A 14914-nucleotide genomic window follows, 5' to 3' on the forward strand; every position below is an offset into this window, starting at 1 on the left:
TTAAATTCTAACAGGTATTCCTTTTGAATCCAGATATTCCTTCGCTTCTTTTACAGAATGTTTGCCATAATGAAATATTGATGCTGCTAAGACAGCACTAGCATTTCCTAATTTTATTCCATCTACTAAATGATCTAAATTACCAACTCCACCAGACGCAATTACAGGAATATTTACTTTAAGAGATATCTTTGACATAAGCTCAATATCATAACCTACTTGAGTACCATCTCTATCCATTGATGTTACTAATAGCTCACCTGCCCCACTATCTTCCATTTTTTTTGCAAATTCAATTGCATCAATACCTGTGTTATTTCTTCCGCCGTGAGTAAAGATTTTCCATTTATTTCCATTTTTTTTTGCATCTATTGCAACAACAATGCATTGTGAACCAAATTTTTTTGAACTTTCAATTACTAATTCTGAATTTTGAACTGCTGCAGTATTAATTGAAACTTTATCCGCGCCACAATTTAACAACTTATTGATATCCTCAACACTTCTTACACCACCCCCTACTGTTAATGGAACAAAGCATTTTTTAGAAGTTTTCTCTACAACATCATAAATTGTATTTCTATTTTCGTTAGATGCAGTAATATCTAAGAAACAAATTTCATCTGCACCACCATCTGAATAAATTTTTGCTTGTTCAACTGGATCACCCGCATCTTGTAGATCAACAAAGTTAATTCCTTTTACAACACGGCCATTTTTAACGTCTAAACAAGGTATTATTCTATTTTTAAGCATCTAGTTCCTTAACTAATTCATCCAATTTAATATCACCATCATAAATAGCTTTTCCAACTATAATACCTTCGATATTTTTATTTTTTAATTCCTTTGCTTTTTTAATGTCATCTATTGATGAAACTCCGCCTGATATAATCACTGGACAACTAGATGTATTGGCAACCTTAACTGTTTCTTCAAAATTAGGACTTTGCTTCATACCATCTCTATTAATATCAGTATAAATCAGTCTACTTGTCCCACAATCATTCACTTCTTTTAAGTAATCTAAAGTTAATTTATTTGAATTTTCTTTCCAACCAGAAACAGATAAATAACCATCTTTAGCATCTAATCCTAAAGCAATTTTGTTTGGAAATTTTTCACATGCCTCTTTTAAAAAATTTTTATCTTTTATAGCAGCGCTTCCTAGAATAACTTTTTCGACACCAGTATCATTATATTTCTTAATACTTTCAAAGTTCCTTACTCCTCCACCAATTTCAATTTTAAGATCAAATTTAGACACTATTTCCTCAATAATATCCAAATTTACTGTTTCACCAGTTAAAGCACCGTCTAAATCGACAATATGTAAGTTTTTAAAACCATGATCTTTATATTTGCTAGCTTGTTCAACTGGTGACATGTCATATTCAGTTTTTTTTTCAAAATCTCCTTTAATTAACCTCACACACTTCTTGTCTTTAATATCTATTGCAGGAAATATTTTCATTATAAATTTATAAAATTATCAATTATTTTAAGCCCAATTTTATCACTTTTCTCAGGATGAAATTGTGTTCCAAAAACATTTTCTTTTTCAACTGAACAAACGATATTTGAAGAATAATCTGTTGTTGCTGAAATCACATTTTTATCTTCTGGAACAAATTCATAACTATGTACAAAATACATATGTGAATTATTTTCAATACCTTTAAAAATTTTACTATTTTTTGTTATATTAATCTCATTCCAGCCGATGTGTGGAAGTTTATATTTTCCATTTTGATTATCTATTTTTGATACCTTGCCTGAAATCCAACCCAGTCCTTTTGTTTCTGTTTCTTCAAAACCGACATCTGCAAACATTTGTAAACCAACACAAATTCCAAGAAGAGGTTTTTTGCTATTTATTGCAAATTCGTTCAATGTATCAACTAAACCACTGATATTATTAAGTGCATCAACACAACTTTTAAATGAGCCCTGTCCAGGTAAAACAACCTTGTCAGATTTTTTAATCTTGTTTAAATCTGAAGTTACCCCGATATTTACTTTATCTTTGGCAACCTCTTTAAAAGAGTTTATTACGGAGCTTATATTACCTGAGTTATAATCAACAATAGTGACATTCATTAAACTTATAATGAGCCTTTAGTTGATGGAATGCTCTTTTTGCTTCTAGGATCCATCTCTAATGCCTCTCTTAATGATCTTGCTAATGCTTTATAACAAGACTCAATGATATGGTGACTATTGTCACCATAAATATTTTCAACGTGCAGTGTAATACCTGCGGCCTGTGAAAATGCCTGAAACCATTCTTTAAACAACTCTGTGTCCATCTCACCAAGTTTCTCAACTTTTAATTTTACCTTCCAAATTAAATAAGGTCTATTTGAAACATCTATCGCAACTCTAGTTAATGTTTCATCCATAGGAATAACTCTGTGTGCATATCTTTTAATACCTACAAATTTATTTGCAGCTTTTTTTAAAGCTTCACCAATTGCAATTCCTGTATCTTCTGTTGTATGGTGAAGATCAATATGAGTGTCACCTTTTGCCTTTACCTTCAGATCAATTAGAGAATGCTTTGATAGTTGTTCAAGCATATGATCTAAAAAACCTATGCCGGTATCAATCTGGTATTTACCTTTGCCATCAATATTTAATTCAACATTGATGCTGGTTTCTTTTGTTTTTCGAGAAACTTTTCCTTTTCTAGCCATATAGATTTAATGGTATATATATTTAATCCAACTATATCAATATCAGTATAGATACTTGAAGTATCAAAAATAGTTACCATTTATTAGGAATGACAACAATTGTACTAGTTAGAAAAAATAATGAAGTTGTAGTTGCTGGAGATGGGCAGGTAAGTATGGGAAATACTGTTGTCAAAAGTACAGCATCAAAAGTGAGAAAAATTGAAAAAAGAGATGTAGTGGCTGGGTTTGCAGGATCAACCGCTGATGCATTAACTTTGTTTGAAAGATTAGAAGGAAAATTAGAAAAGCATGCTGGTAATTTATCTAGAGCTGCTGTTGAGCTCGCAAAAGATTGGCGAACAGATAAATATTTAAGAAGATTAGAAGCATTAATGGCTGTAGGTGATAAAAATAATAGTTATATAATCTCTGGGACTGGTGATGTGCTAGAGCCTGAAGGTGATGTAATAGGAATTGGTTCTGGTGGAAATTATGCTTTAGCTGCAGGAAAAGTTTTAATGGAAGGTGATTTATCTGCAGAAGAAGTTGCAAAAAAAGCAATTAAAGTCGCTGCAGATATTTGTGTTTTCACGAATGAAAATGTTAAAATTGAAAAAATATAATGGATAATTCAAACGTAACACCTTTGCATCCAAAAGAAAAATCACAAAAAGAAGAAGCTTCTTTGGTAAGTGCTCTTTCGCCAAGAGAAATTGTTTCGGAATTGGACCGATTTGTTGTTGGACAAAACAAAGCAAAAAAAGCGGTTGCTGTAGCATTAAGAAATAGATGGCGAAGGCAAGCTTTAAAAGGTGAAATGAAAAATGAGGTTTTACCAAAAAATATTCTAATGATTGGACCAACAGGAGTTGGAAAAACAGAAATTTCTAGACGACTTTCAAAACTAGCAGAAGCTCCTTTTGTTAAAGTTGAAGCAACAAGATTTACAGAAGTTGGTTATGTTGGAAGAGATGTCGAGCAAATAGTGAGAGATTTAATTGAAATTGCAATCGCAATGGAAAAAGTAAAAAAAAGAAAAGAAGTTTTTGCGCAAGCTCAAAAAGCTGCTGAAGAAAAAGTATTAGATGCTTTGGTGGGTAAAAAAGCAAGCCTTGCAACAAGAGAAAGTTTTAGAAAAAGACTAAGAAATGGTGATTTAGATGACAATGAAATAGAAATAGCTGTAAGCGATACGGGTTCAAACGGTGCATCTTTTGAAATCCCAGGAATGCCAGGTGCTAATGTTGGAATGATAAACATTGGTGAAATGATTGGTAAATCGATGGGCAATAAAGAAAAAAAGAAAAAAATGTCTGTAAAAGAGTCTCATGAAATTTTAATTAATGATGAGTCAGATAAACTAATTGAACAGGATAAAATTGTTAAAGCTGCTAAATTATCAACAGAAAATAATGGTATAGTTTTTTTAGATGAAATAGATAAAATTTCAGCTAGAACTGATCGAGTTGGTGGGGATGTTTCTAGAGAAGGTGTTCAAAGAGATTTGTTACCACTTATAGAAGGGACAACTGTGAACACGAAACATGGTCCAATTAAAACTGATCATATTTTATTTATTGCATCAGGTGCTTTCCAACTTGCAAAACCATCTGATCTGCTACCTGAATTACAAGGAAGATTGCCAATAAGAGTTGAATTAGAAGCTTTAACTAGTGAAGATTTTAAAAGAATATTAAAAGAACCAGATTATAGTTTAATTAAACAGTATGTGGCTCTTTTAAAAACTGAAAATGTAGACCTTGAATTTTCTGATGATGGTATTGATACAATTGCAAATATTGCATCAGAAGTAAATGCAACTGTAGAGAATATCGGGGCAAGGAGACTACATACAATTATTGAAAAAATATTAGATGATATAAGTTTCACAGCAACAGACAGAGCTGGAGAAAAAATTTTAATAAATAAAGAATATATTGATAAAAATCTTGATAATTTAGTAAAAGATACTGATCTTTCTAAATTTATTTTATAGATCTTTTCTTTTTTAAAAGAATATAAAAAGCACCGCTACCTCCATCTTCAATTGTTGCATCTTGTATATCGTTGATAACCCTCATTAAATTTTGATTTTTGTTTACAAATTCAGGTACTGAATATTTCAAAATACTCAGATCTTTAGAAACATAAGGATTATTTTCAACATCTGAATGAATGCCCTTTCCAGTTACAACAATTAATTTATTTACCTCTTCTTCAAATGCTTTTAATATAAATTTTTCTATAGCATCATTTGCTTGTTCAAGTGTATACCCATGAAGATCTATTGACTTTATTTTTAAATGATTTTTTATTTGAGGTTTAAAATCTTTATCTAAAATTTTTTCTTTACTCGAGATAAAAGTTTGCCAATCTTTCTTGTCTTTATCTGAAATGTTATCGTTCAATTAAGTTAAAATGTTTACTAACTGCCAGTTTGGATTTGCTGATGTGGTATCCCTTGAAAATACCCAAGTATCATAGATTTTTTTTATTTTTTCTGGATCTCCAGAAATTATCTTTTTTTCTTTATCTTTTATACAAGTGATTACCTCAGCTATAAAATCGACTGTTACATTTAAAATGTTTCCAGTTTTTTTATGCTCTTTTATTTCTGCTTTATTTACTCCAATAAATGTGATTTCTGCAAAGTGACCTCTTTTGGCTCTTTCTTTTAATGCATCATCAAATTGATTATAAATCTCTTTATTTAATAAAGGTTTAGCATTTGTAATTTTATTATCATTGTCACTAAAGTCAGTAATTATTGTTTCGTAAGCAATCTTTGCCCCTTTAAGAAATTCTTTTTGAGCTTCTTCATCAAAATTTTCTTTTGGTTTGACTGCTTGTTCAGTTTTAATATTTTTTAAAACCTCTTTAAATTGGGCTGGAGACTTGCCTTCAAAACCAGTTTTTCGGCCCAAGATACCTCTTAATCTAAGAAAAATGAATCCTGCAATCATTGCTAATAAAATGATGTCGATATATTGAAAACTGTAATTCATGATATGATAGTAATTACTCTATTGATTAATTTCAACCAGCAATTTAGACTAAAGACAAATGAACCCAATATTATTTTTAATTATTATTGTGCCCATCATCGAAATTTACCTTTTTATAAAAATAGGGGGGCAAATAGGTGCATTAACAACTATTTTTCTAATATTTTCTACTGCAATTCTAGGAATATATTATGCAAAATATGAAGGATTAAACACTTTAAAAGCTGGTTTTATACAATTAAGCAAAAACGAAACACCAGCCTATGAAGTTCTGTCCGGTGCTGCAATTGCTTTTGCAGCTATACTTCTAATTTTGCCAGGGTTTGCTACTGATTTATTTGGATTTTTATTAATATTTCCAGTTACTAGAAAATTTATGTTTAAAAACATTTCTAAAAAATTTACCAGACCAAAAAAAAAAGAAAGCAATTTCATTGATGGAGAATTTGAGGATATAGGAGATGATGATGAAAACAGAAAAATTTAAAATATTGAGTAGGTTTATCAAAGACTTATCAAGTGAAACTCCTGATATTGAAACGTATTTGTTTGTAAGAGATAAAATAGCATCATATAAACTAGGAATTGATATAAATTCTAAAGCTTTAAAAAATAAAATGGTAGAAATTAATACTACTTTTAAATTTGGAGATACAGAAAAATCAACAAAAAAATCTTACTTTGAAATGGTCCACACAACAATAGTAAAAATCAAAGATGAGATAAAAGATAAAAAAGAATTAGAAAAAATAATTTTATGTGACGTGCAAATCGCAATTTACCCTCACATGGAAAAAACGTTAATAAATCTTTTACACAATTCAGGTTTTCCAGATGTAAAATTTGAAAAAAAAGTAGATTTTGAAAATTTATACAACCAAAGATTTAACTAAAGTAATTTTTTTTTAAAGTATTATTCAAATACCTCTTATGTTGTTCCAGTTCTTGAGGGGTAGGTGAAACTACTTTTTTATAATATTCTGTGCTTAAATTTTTATTTTCATCTTTTTCAAAATTTTGATTAAAATCTAAGGTTGGTTCTTTTTGATCAATTAAATTAATATAAACTTTAGCTAATAAATCACAGTCTATTAATGCTGTGTGATAAGTTCTACGTGAATTATCTATTCTATATCTTTTACATAAAGCATCTAGATTAACTTGGGATCCAGGATATTTTTCTCTAGCTAAAGTTAAAGTATCAATAATTTCATTTTGAATTTTGTTCTTACTTAATAAATTAAGCTCATTGTTTAAATGAGCTATATCAAATTCTGCATTATGAATTATGAGTCTTTTGTTCTTAATAAAATCCAGAAAATCGTCAACTACTTCACTAAATATTTTTTGTTTTGACAAAAATTGATCAGAATATCCATGTACTTCAAATGCTTTTTCGGAAACTTTTCTTTGTGGATTAAGATAACAATGAAATTTATTTTTAGTTGGCGATAAATTTTCTAATTCAATACAGCCAATTTCAACTATTCTATGACCATCTCTAACTGATATTCCTGTTGTTTCGGTGTCTAATACAATTTCTTTCATCTATAAAATTTCTTTTAAAATCTTCTTTATATTTTGTTTAACAGGTTTTTTTACATAAGTATTTTTAATTATAAAGTTCGATTTTTTTTTTTTTAAAATTGGTTTCAATTGAATTTTTCTAAATATATTGAAAATTTTATTATTAAAATTTGATCTCATTTTAATTTTTTTTTGAATATCTTTTCTCTTTGAATCAACAAATACCAATATATCATTTTTATTATTAATTTTATTTTCAATTAATAAAGGAATATCTAGGATAACAATTTTTGAATTTCTATTTTTCTTTAAAAATAAATTTAACTTTTTTCTTATTTCCTTATGAACAATATTAATTATTATTTTTAAATTTTTTTTATCACTTAAAATTGCATCTACAATTTCATTCTTTTTTACAGGAAAGCTTTGAATAAATTTTGGTAATTTTTTATTTAATTGAACAAAAATATTTTTGTTTTTTTTATATAATAATGCAACCTCATAGTCTGCATTAAAAACTGGGTATCCAAAATTATTTGCTACAAAAGTTTTTCCAGAGCCAATATCTCCAATTATACCTATTCTAATCATGATCTAAAAGTTCTAAAATTTTTTCATCCACGTTTGGCTCAACACCATGCCATAATCTAAATGCTTCAAAAGCTTGATAAATAAACATTGATTTACCATTTTCTATTTGGTTTCCTAATTTTTCTCCTAATTTTAAAAAATTGGTTTTATTAGGGTTATAAATAACATCATAAAACAACTTACCTTGACCAATAATAGAAGTGTTTAATTTAATTGATTCATTATTTAAACCTAAGCTGGTCGCATTGATAATTATATCAAAGTCGGGAGTCTCGCCCCATTTTACAATGTTAATTTTATCAAATTGAGATTTTAGGTCTTCAGCTTTTTTATAAGTTCTATTGCTTACTGTTATTTTTAATGCTTCCATTTTATTCAAAGCAAAAATTATTGATGGAACCACTCCGCCAGCACCTAAAATAAAAATTTTTTTGTCTTGAACTTTATAATTCAACTCAGTCATTGCTTTTTCAAAACCAATGATATCTGTGTTATGACCAATTAAATTATTGTTTTGAAAACTTATTGTGTTAACAGACTGTGTTTGTTCTGCTTCCAAACTTAGTTTATCTAAGAAAGGAATTACAGTTTTTTTGAAAGGTATAGTTACATTACAACCATTTATATCTTGATTTTTAATTTTAGAAAAAAAATTTTCTATTTCATTTTCTTCAAGTTTAATTTTTTCATAAACAGCATTAATATTTTTTTCTTTTAACCAATAATTATGAAGTTTTGGCGACAAAGAATGATTAATTGGGTTTCCAATTACAAAATATTTTTCCATTTTTATATGTTTAAGTATTCTTTAATTTTTTTTATAGGTAAGCCCATAATTGTGTTTTCATCTCCTTTTATGCTACTGAACAAGTTTCTACCCTCTCCTTCAATTTGGTAAACATTATATGCGTAAAGATTTTCATCGGATATTTTAGACAAATATTCTGTTAATTCTGAATCTGAAAAGGTTTTCATTGTTAAAATTGCTTTATCTGTGTAGTTCCAAATCATTGAGCCATTCTTTGAAATACAAACAGAGCTTATTAGAAAGTGGATTTTACCATTAAGTTTTCTTAATATTTTCATTGCTTCTTGTCTACTCTCAGGTTTTGAAATTAATTCTCCATCTAAATCAATAACACTATCTGCACCAAGCACTATCTTTTCTTGAAATCTAGCACTAATTTTGTTTGCTTTTAACTCTGCTAGATTTTTTGAAATAATTTCTGGACTAGCATTTTCCTTAAGTAAAGATAATTTTACAATATCTTCATCAACGTTTGAGGGCTCCACAATAACTTCTATATCATTTTTATCTAATATATCTTTTCTAACCTTGCTTTTTGACGCTAAAATAATCTTATTTAACATTATTTAAATATATTTCGTGTATTTTAATTATAGAGGCTGCAGTCTCTTCAACTGATTTTCTTGTTACATCTATTAAAGGCCATTTGTATTTTTGAAATGTTTTTTTTGCTTGAAGAACTTCTTTTTTTATACTTTCTAAATTAGTATAATCTATACTTTCAGTTTTTTTTAGTGAATTCATTCTATTTTTTCTTAGATCTGCTAGTCTTTCTGGTTCCGTGCTCAATCCAACAACACAAGTTATATGAGGATTCAGTTTAAGTTTTTCTGGAATGGATTTTTCATTAACTAAAGGAATATTTGAAGTTTTAAAGCCTTTATTAGCAAGATAAATAGAAGTTGGTGTTTTGCTGGTTCTACTAACACCTACGAGAATAATATCAGATTCTTCAACTTCACTAATTAAATTTCCATCATCATGATTCATCGTAAATTGAATAGCCTCAATTCTATCATAATACTCATCATTTAAAACATGTTGCCCACTTGGTTCATGTGTTGCTTTTTGGTTTAAAATTTTAGAAAAATTTAAAATTAAGTTGCCCAATACTCCAAAACAAGGTATCTTTTTTTTATTGCTTTCGTTAGCTAAATACTTAGCGAGGTTATTATCTACAATCGTATATAAAATTATTGAATTTTCATTTTTTTTTGCATTTTCTAAAATTTTTAAAATTTGATTTTCTGTTCTAGTAAATGAATAAGAATGAACTTTATATTCTATGTTTAAAAATTGTGCTTTAAGAGCTAAGAATATTCTATCTAAGGTTTCCCCGGTTGAGTCAGATATTAAATAAATTTGATATGTATTATTCATAAATAAATTGTTAATAAATTGTGTATTATTTTGATTAAATTATACAATTTTAAATTTCTCCAAAAAAATCTGAAAAACTTAACTTTTATTAACAATAATAATAAATAAGCTAAAACAATCCACAAAAATTGAAAAAATCAAAAAAGCTTCATTTTAAACAATTTTAATCATCGTACTTGTTGATAAATTGTGAGTATAATGTTTATAAAGAATAATCTCCTTTATTAACAAGATATAATAATACTACAATAATTAATAAGACTTTTATATGAAACCTTTAAACAAAGTAATTATTAATAAAGATACCTCATTTAATCCTTTATGGATAATGAGACAAGCAGGTCGGTATTTACCTGAGTTTAGAGAAATCAGAAAAAATAATCCTGATTTTATTAATTTATGTTTAAATGATAATTTATCAGCCGAGATAACATTACAACCATTAAAAAGATTTGATATTGACGCTGCAATAATCTTTTCTGATATTTTAATGTTGCCTTATGGTCTAGGTCAAAAAGTCAAATTTGAGAAGAATTTTGGTCCCAAACTAGATAGACTAGATTTAAATAAGATAGCAAAGTTGGACGAAATAGATTTTGTTGAAAAGATATATCCTGTTTATAAAGCAATTAAAAAAGTAAGTTTAGACCCAATCGTAAAAAACAAAAATACTATTGGATTTGTAGGCGCCCCATGGACTCTTCTAGTTTATATGATTAATTTAAAATCTCCAAAGAAGGATTTGAATGAAAATTTCTTTAAAGATGATTTTTTAATAAATAGAATTTTATTAATTATAGAAAAATTTTTAAAAGTTCATATTAAAAACCAAATAGATAATGGAGCAAATATTATTCAGATTTTCGATAGTTGGGCTGGTTTACTAGAAGAAAAAGACTTACCAAATTATATCTATACACCTACTTTAAATTTAGTGGAATATGTTAAATCTCTTAATATACCAGTGATATGTTTTCCAAGGGAAATTAAAAATTACAAAGAATTTTGTGAGGTCGTTAAACCTGACGTAATAAGTATTGACTATAATGTAGACCCCAAAAAAATACTTAAAGATATAAAAATTCCTATCCAAGGAGGCTTGGATCCTAAAACTCTTTTAACAGATTATGAAAATCTAAAAAAAGAAACTTCTAAATATTTAGAAGTTTTCAAAGATCATCCATATATATTTAATTTAGGACATGGTATTCTTCCCGAAACCAATCCAGAGATGGTAGAAAACTTAATTAAAATAGTAAAAAATAATTAAACTATGGATAAAAATCATCCACCAATAAACTATGGAAAAACTGGGGCGCTCATAATTAACTTAGGTACGCCAGATTCAACTAATTGGTTTGATATTAGGAGATATTTAAAAGAATTTCTTTCAGATAGAAGAGTAATTGAAGTAAATCCCATAATTTGGCAAATAATTTTAAATTTATTTATCCTAACTTTTAGACCTTCTAAAACTGCTAAGGCTTATAAAGAAATTTGGATGACAAATGAAAATATTTCTCCACTTCTTTATTATACAAAAAAACAATGTGAGAAAACCTCCGAGTTATTAAAAAAAAAAAATATCGTTTTAGATTTTGCAATGAGATATGGGAATCCAAGTATAAAAAGTAAAATACACAAATTACACGAAATTGGTTGTGAAAATTTAGTAATCCTTCCCCTCTATCCCCAATATGCAGCAGCAACAACAGCTACAGTTTGCGACGAAGTTTATAGAACATTAATGAAGATGAGATGGCAACCTTCCCTTAAAATAATTCCACATTATGAATCTAATCCTCTATATATTGATGCATTAGTTAATTCGATAAATAAAAAAATTAAGGAAATTGACTGGAAACCAGATCTTATTATAGCTTCATACCATGGGATACCAAAAAGATATTTTGATAAAGGAGACCCTTATCACTGTTATTGTCATAAAACAACGAGACTTATTTCAGAAAAGTTTAATTCTATAAAAATTAAAACCACCTTTCAGTCAAGATTTGGTCCACAAGAGTGGCTTCAACCATACACTGACAAAACTTTAGAAAAATTACCTCGAGAAGGAATTAAAAATATTCTCATTATTTCTCCAGGTTTTTCATCTGATTGTGTAGAGACGTTAGAAGAAATATTAATTCAAGGTAAGGAAAGTTTTATAAATGCGGGAGGAACAAACTTTGATATGGTTCCTTGTTTAAACGACAACGAGGATCATATATTTTTGATAAAGTCTTTAATTGAAAAAAATCTTTAATTAATGAATACATATTTACTGTTTAAATCTTTACATTTAATAGCGGTAGTTTCATGGATGGCTGGTCTTTTATATTTACCAAGAATTTTTGTTTATCATGTTGAAAATAAAGAAAAAAAAGAAACCACTGATATTTTTATTTTGATGGAGAAGAGATTATACAATTATATTATGCGTCCCGCTATGTTACTAACATGGGCGTTCGGATTAATATTAATTTATTTAATTGGCTTTGATGTTTTTTCGAGTTTATGGATTCAAATTAAATTAGTGCTAGTATTACTTCTGTCAATTTATCATGAATATTTGGGCAAATGTCTAATTGCACTAAAAGATGGAACAAACGCTAGATCTTCAAAATTTTTTAGAATTATTAATGAAATTCCAACCTTAATTTTAATTATTGTTGTATTTTTAGCTATTTTTAAGCCAATCTAGGGTTGAAATAACAAAAACACTATATATATTAAATAAACTGGTAAGTCCTTATCAACAAACTAATCATGAACATTCAAGAATTAAAACTCAAATCATCTGAACAGCTCATTACACAGGCAGAAGAGCTTGGTATTGAAAATGCTAGTACACTGAGAAAGCAGGAAATCCTTTTCGCTATTCTAAAAAAAGTTGCAGAAAAAGAGGAGATAACCGGTGTTGGTGTTTTGCAGTTACTGCAAGACGGTTTTGGTTTTCTTAGAGCAATGGAGTCTAATTATCTCCCAGGACCAGATGATATATATGTTAGTCCAAGCCAAATTAGAAAATTTGGTTTGAGAACGGGAGATACTGTTGAAGGGCCAGTCAGAGCTCCCAAAGAAGGTGAAAGATATTTTGCGTTATTACAAGTAAGCAAAATAAATTTTGAAGAGCCAGAAAAAGCAAGACATAAAATTGCATTTGATAACTTAACGCCATTATATCCAGACAAACAATTGGTGATGGAGATTGAAAAAACTAAAGTAGAAAAAAAACCAGACCTTACCCCAAGATTAATTGATCTAGTTAGTCCAATTGGAAAAGGTCAAAGATCAATAATTATCTCACCACCTAAGGCTGGAAAAACTATGATTTTACAAAGCATTGCAAACTCAATAGCCAAAAACTATCCGGAATGTTACCTTATTGTCTTATTGATAGATGAACGTCCTGAAGAAGTTACAGATATGCAAAGGACTGTAAAAGGTGAAGTAATTAGTTCCACATTCGACGAGCCAGCACAAAGGCATGTTGCTGTTGCTGAGATGGTCATAGAAAAAGCTAAAAGATTAACCGAGCATAAAAAAGATGTTGTTATTTTATTAGATTCAATAACAAGATTAGGAAGAGCTTATAACGCAGTAATACCAAGTTCAGGAAAAGTCTTAACAGGAGGTGTAGATGCTAATGCACTTCAGAGACCAAAAAGATTTTTTGGTGCAGCAAGAAATATTGAGGAAGGTGGGTCATTAACTATTATCTCTACTGCCTTGATAGATACGGGAAGTAGAATGGACGAAGTTATTTTTGAGGAATTTAAAGGAACAGGTAATAGTGAAACAGTTCTGGATAGAAAAATTGCAGACAAAAGAATTTATCCTGCAATTGACATAACAAAGTCTGGAACAAGAAGAGAGGAGCTTTTGTTTGATAAAAATGACTTACAGAAAATGAATGTATTAAGAAGAATAATCGCTCCTATGGGAACTATGGATGCAATAGAGTTTATAAATTCAAAATTAAAAGATACAAAAAATAATGCAGAGTTCTTTAACTCAATGAACAAACCGTCTTAATAAATTAACTTTATTTACTTCAAATAACCCAACTCTTTCATTTCGTTTTCAAGTTTTAACTCTAATTCTTTCGTAATTTTTCTCTCAATGAGTTGCTGCCATTTATTTTTTGGTCCAAGATGAAAAAAAGGTATTTTTTGACCTGGTGCACGATAAGCATTTTCATTAAAAATTCCTGATATTTCAAGATTTTTTAGTTTATCAAAACTAGTGCTATCAAGAATTTTTTGATTTTTTTTTTCATCTGTTTGAATTGGAACATATTTTTTTAAAAAAGAAATTATTCTTTCAAGTTCGATTTTTGGTTGATCGATTAAATCCTCATATTTAATTAAGAGATAATTATCATTTTTATTTTTCCAAAATTTATAGTGTTCCTTCCAACTACCCAAAATAGTTGGTAGATTTTTTTTGTCTAAATTACTCAGAGCTTTATTCCCTCCTAGAAATCTTTGTGAAAGAATAAAATTTTTAGAATATTCTAATGAGAAATCAAAATGATTTGAAATTGAGCTCACCAAATTTCGTGGATCTCTGACTATGTATATTGTTGCTAGAGTGTTATCTTTGTTTGTAAAACTAAAATCACCAATCTTGCAATTCAAATGATGGGTTTTTAAAAACTTGGTTTGATTATCTAAATTTATTTTGTCTTGTGATAAAATCCAATATTTTTTAATTTCATCCAGGTCATCAAAATTAGTTGTAAATTGTTCAAAATGCTCCTCTGTAGGATATTGTTTTATTTTTTTAATTAAACTGAAATCAAAATTTCCATCAGTAGAATATAATAAAGATGAGATAATCGATCTAACCCATGTATTTCCACTTTTGGGATAAGAAGCAAGCCAAATAATCATAATTAAATTTTACACAAAATTTATTTA

General features: G+C 28.3%; 20 protein-coding genes. 8 read left to right on the forward strand and 12 right to left on the reverse strand.

Annotated features, from left to right (window positions below; all coding sequences use genetic code 11):
• Genes hisF through hisB form a run of 4 tightly spaced genes read right to left on the reverse strand, consistent with a single transcriptional unit; the run spans position 1 to position 2696 of the window.
• Complete coding sequence (gene hisF, locus ACTTAX_RS05390; protein ID WP_440693447.1) at positions 1–756, reverse strand: imidazole glycerol phosphate synthase subunit HisF; 756 nt, start codon at positions 754–756, stop codon at positions 1–3.
• The gene (hisA, locus tag ACTTAX_RS05395) at positions 749–1474 is read right to left on the reverse strand and encodes a 1-(5-phosphoribosyl)-5-[(5-phosphoribosylamino)methylideneamino]imidazole-4-carboxamide isomerase (RefSeq protein ID WP_440693449.1); all 726 of its coding nucleotides are present in this window, start codon (positions 1472–1474) and stop codon (positions 749–751) included. The genes hisF and hisA overlap by 8 nt, the downstream gene beginning before the upstream one ends.
• A complete protein-coding gene (gene hisH, locus ACTTAX_RS05400) occupies positions 1474–2100 on the reverse strand; it encodes an imidazole glycerol phosphate synthase subunit HisH (RefSeq protein WP_440693450.1) in 627 nt (208 codons plus the stop codon). The genes hisA and hisH overlap by 1 nt, the downstream gene beginning before the upstream one ends.
• Positions 2101–2105: 5 nt before the next feature.
• A complete protein-coding gene (hisB, locus tag ACTTAX_RS05405; protein WP_440693452.1) occupies positions 2106–2696 on the reverse strand; it encodes an imidazoleglycerol-phosphate dehydratase HisB in 591 nt (196 codons plus the stop codon).
• Positions 2697–2785: 89 nt separating this feature from the next.
• Here hisB and hslV point away from each other — a divergent pair, with 89 nt between their 5' ends.
• Together hslV and hslU are read left to right on the forward strand one after the other, a co-directional pair.
• Positions 2786–3301 (forward strand): ATP-dependent protease subunit HslV, encoded by a 516-nt coding sequence (gene hslV, locus ACTTAX_RS05410; protein WP_440653259.1) that lies wholly within the window; start codon positions 2786–2788, stop codon positions 3299–3301.
• Positions 3301–4674 carry an ATP-dependent protease ATPase subunit HslU gene (gene hslU, locus ACTTAX_RS05415; RefSeq protein WP_440693454.1) on the forward strand — a complete coding sequence of 458 codons (1374 nt, stop codon included), beginning with the start codon at positions 3301–3303 and terminating at the stop codon, positions 4672–4674. The genes hslV and hslU overlap by 1 nt, the downstream gene beginning before the upstream one ends.
• Here hslU and ACTTAX_RS05420 read toward each other — a convergent pair.
• The gene (locus ACTTAX_RS05420; RefSeq protein WP_440693456.1) at positions 4664–5086 is read right to left on the reverse strand and encodes a Smr/MutS family protein; all 423 of its coding nucleotides are present in this window, start codon (positions 5084–5086) and stop codon (positions 4664–4666) included. The two genes, hslU and ACTTAX_RS05420, sit on opposite strands and share 11 nt — an antisense overlap.
• Positions 5087–5683, reverse strand: coding sequence for a Tim44/TimA family putative adaptor protein (locus ACTTAX_RS05425; protein WP_440693458.1), 597 nt, complete (start codon positions 5681–5683; stop codon positions 5087–5089).
• A gap of 58 nt (positions 5684–5741) precedes the next feature.
• On the opposite strand from ACTTAX_RS05425, the gene ACTTAX_RS05430 reads away from it, so the two are divergent.
• Positions 5742–6170, forward strand: a complete 429-nt coding sequence (locus ACTTAX_RS05430; RefSeq protein WP_440693460.1) for an FxsA family protein — start codon at positions 5742–5744, stop codon at positions 6168–6170.
• Positions 6148–6576: a protein-export chaperone SecB gene (locus tag ACTTAX_RS05435; RefSeq protein ID WP_440693761.1), complete on the forward strand. Its 429-nt coding sequence runs from the start codon at positions 6148–6150 to the stop codon at positions 6574–6576. Before ACTTAX_RS05430 ends, ACTTAX_RS05435 begins: the two co-directional genes overlap by 23 nt.
• Here the strand turns inward: ACTTAX_RS05435 and dnaQ are convergent.
• Genes dnaQ through ACTTAX_RS05460 form a run of 5 tightly spaced genes read right to left on the reverse strand, consistent with a single transcriptional unit; the run spans position 6569 to position 9989 of the window.
• Entirely contained in the window at positions 6569–7231 is a 663-nt protein-coding gene (gene dnaQ, locus ACTTAX_RS05440; RefSeq protein WP_440693462.1) for a DNA polymerase III subunit epsilon, read from the reverse strand. The genes ACTTAX_RS05435 and dnaQ overlap by 8 nt on opposite strands.
• Positions 7232–7801 (reverse strand): dephospho-CoA kinase, encoded by a 570-nt coding sequence (locus ACTTAX_RS05445; protein WP_440693463.1) that lies wholly within the window; start codon positions 7799–7801, stop codon positions 7232–7234. It lies immediately after the preceding gene.
• On the reverse strand, positions 7794–8588 hold the full coding sequence (gene aroE, locus ACTTAX_RS05450; RefSeq protein ID WP_440693465.1) for a shikimate dehydrogenase: 795 nt from the start codon (positions 8586–8588) through the stop codon (positions 7794–7796). Before aroE ends, ACTTAX_RS05445 begins: the two co-directional genes overlap by 8 nt.
• 2 nt (positions 8589–8590) lie before the next feature.
• Entirely contained in the window at positions 8591–9172 is a 582-nt protein-coding gene (locus tag ACTTAX_RS05455) for a Maf family protein (protein ID WP_440693467.1), read from the reverse strand.
• Positions 9162–9989 (reverse strand): pyruvate, water dikinase regulatory protein, encoded by an 828-nt coding sequence (locus tag ACTTAX_RS05460; protein WP_440693468.1) that lies wholly within the window; start codon positions 9987–9989, stop codon positions 9162–9164. Before ACTTAX_RS05460 ends, ACTTAX_RS05455 begins: the two co-directional genes overlap by 11 nt.
• Before the next feature lie 268 nt (positions 9990–10257).
• Here ACTTAX_RS05460 and hemE point away from each other — a divergent pair, with 268 nt between their 5' ends.
• The 4 genes from hemE (at position 10258) to rho (ending at position 14027) form a co-directional block, all read left to right on the forward strand.
• A complete protein-coding gene (gene hemE, locus ACTTAX_RS05465; RefSeq protein WP_440693470.1) occupies positions 10258–11259 on the forward strand; it encodes a uroporphyrinogen decarboxylase in 1002 nt (333 codons plus the stop codon).
• A gap of 3 nt (positions 11260–11262) precedes the next feature.
• A complete protein-coding gene (gene hemH, locus ACTTAX_RS05470; protein WP_440693471.1) occupies positions 11263–12255 on the forward strand; it encodes a ferrochelatase in 993 nt (330 codons plus the stop codon).
• A 3-nt stretch (positions 12256–12258) separates the two neighbouring features.
• On the forward strand, positions 12259–12693 hold the full coding sequence (hemJ, locus tag ACTTAX_RS05475; protein WP_440693473.1) for a protoporphyrinogen oxidase HemJ: 435 nt from the start codon (positions 12259–12261) through the stop codon (positions 12691–12693).
• A gap of 65 nt (positions 12694–12758) precedes the next feature.
• Complete coding sequence (gene rho, locus ACTTAX_RS05480; protein ID WP_440693475.1) at positions 12759–14027, forward strand: transcription termination factor Rho; 1269 nt, start codon at positions 12759–12761, stop codon at positions 14025–14027.
• A 14-nt stretch (positions 14028–14041) separates the two neighbouring features.
• On the opposite strand, the gene ACTTAX_RS05485 is transcribed toward rho, so the two are convergent.
• Positions 14042–14887, reverse strand: a complete 846-nt coding sequence (locus ACTTAX_RS05485) for a sulfotransferase domain-containing protein (RefSeq protein WP_440693477.1) — start codon at positions 14885–14887, stop codon at positions 14042–14044.
• Positions 14888–14914 lie beyond the last annotated feature (27 nt).

It is taken from the genome of Candidatus Pelagibacter sp. HIMB1695, from assembly GCF_052047655.1.
In the GTDB taxonomy this organism is placed as follows: domain Bacteria; phylum Pseudomonadota; class Alphaproteobacteria; order Pelagibacterales; family Pelagibacteraceae; genus Pelagibacter.

Coding starts and splice junctions, on each gene's coding strand:
- ACTTAX_RS05445 (WP_440693463.1), bottom strand. CDS start 7,801: ATGATTAGAATAGGTATAATTGGAGATATTGGCTCTGGAAAAACTTTT.
- dnaQ (WP_440693462.1), bottom strand. CDS start 7,231: ATGAAAGAAATTGTATTAGACACCGAAACAACAGGAATATCAGTTAGA.
- ACTTAX_RS05460 (WP_440693468.1), bottom strand. CDS start 9,989: ATGAATAATACATATCAAATTTATTTAATATCTGACTCAACCGGGGAA.
- hisA (WP_440693449.1), bottom strand. CDS start 1,474: ATGAAAATATTTCCTGCAATAGATATTAAAGACAAGAAGTGTGTGAGG.
- rho (WP_440693475.1), top strand. CDS start 12,759: ATGAACATTCAAGAATTAAAACTCAAATCATCTGAACAGCTCATTACA.
- hemE (WP_440693470.1), top strand. CDS start 10,258: ATGAAACCTTTAAACAAAGTAATTATTAATAAAGATACCTCATTTAAT.
- hisF (WP_440693447.1), bottom strand. CDS start 756: ATGCTTAAAAATAGAATAATACCTTGTTTAGACGTTAAAAATGGCCGT.
- ACTTAX_RS05425 (WP_440693458.1), bottom strand. CDS start 5,683: ATGAATTACAGTTTTCAATATATCGACATCATTTTATTAGCAATGATT.
- hemH (WP_440693471.1), top strand. CDS start 11,263: ATGGATAAAAATCATCCACCAATAAACTATGGAAAAACTGGGGCGCTC.
- hisH (WP_440693450.1), bottom strand. CDS start 2,100: ATGAATGTCACTATTGTTGATTATAACTCAGGTAATATAAGCTCCGTA.
- aroE (WP_440693465.1), bottom strand. CDS start 8,588: ATGGAAAAATATTTTGTAATTGGAAACCCAATTAATCATTCTTTGTCG.
- hemJ (WP_440693473.1), top strand. CDS start 12,259: ATGAATACATATTTACTGTTTAAATCTTTACATTTAATAGCGGTAGTT.
- ACTTAX_RS05430 (WP_440693460.1), top strand. CDS start 5,742: ATGAACCCAATATTATTTTTAATTATTATTGTGCCCATCATCGAAATT.
- hisB (WP_440693452.1), bottom strand. CDS start 2,696: ATGGCTAGAAAAGGAAAAGTTTCTCGAAAAACAAAAGAAACCAGCATC.
- hslV (WP_440653259.1), top strand. CDS start 2,786: ATGACAACAATTGTACTAGTTAGAAAAAATAATGAAGTTGTAGTTGCT.
- ACTTAX_RS05435 (WP_440693761.1), top strand. CDS start 6,148: ATGATGAAAACAGAAAAATTTAAAATATTGAGTAGGTTTATCAAAGAC.
- ACTTAX_RS05485 (WP_440693477.1), bottom strand. CDS start 14,887: ATGATTATTTGGCTTGCTTCTTATCCCAAAAGTGGAAATACATGGGTT.
- hslU (WP_440693454.1), top strand. CDS start 3,301: ATGGATAATTCAAACGTAACACCTTTGCATCCAAAAGAAAAATCACAA.
- ACTTAX_RS05455 (WP_440693467.1), bottom strand. CDS start 9,172: ATGTTAAATAAGATTATTTTAGCGTCAAAAAGCAAGGTTAGAAAAGAT.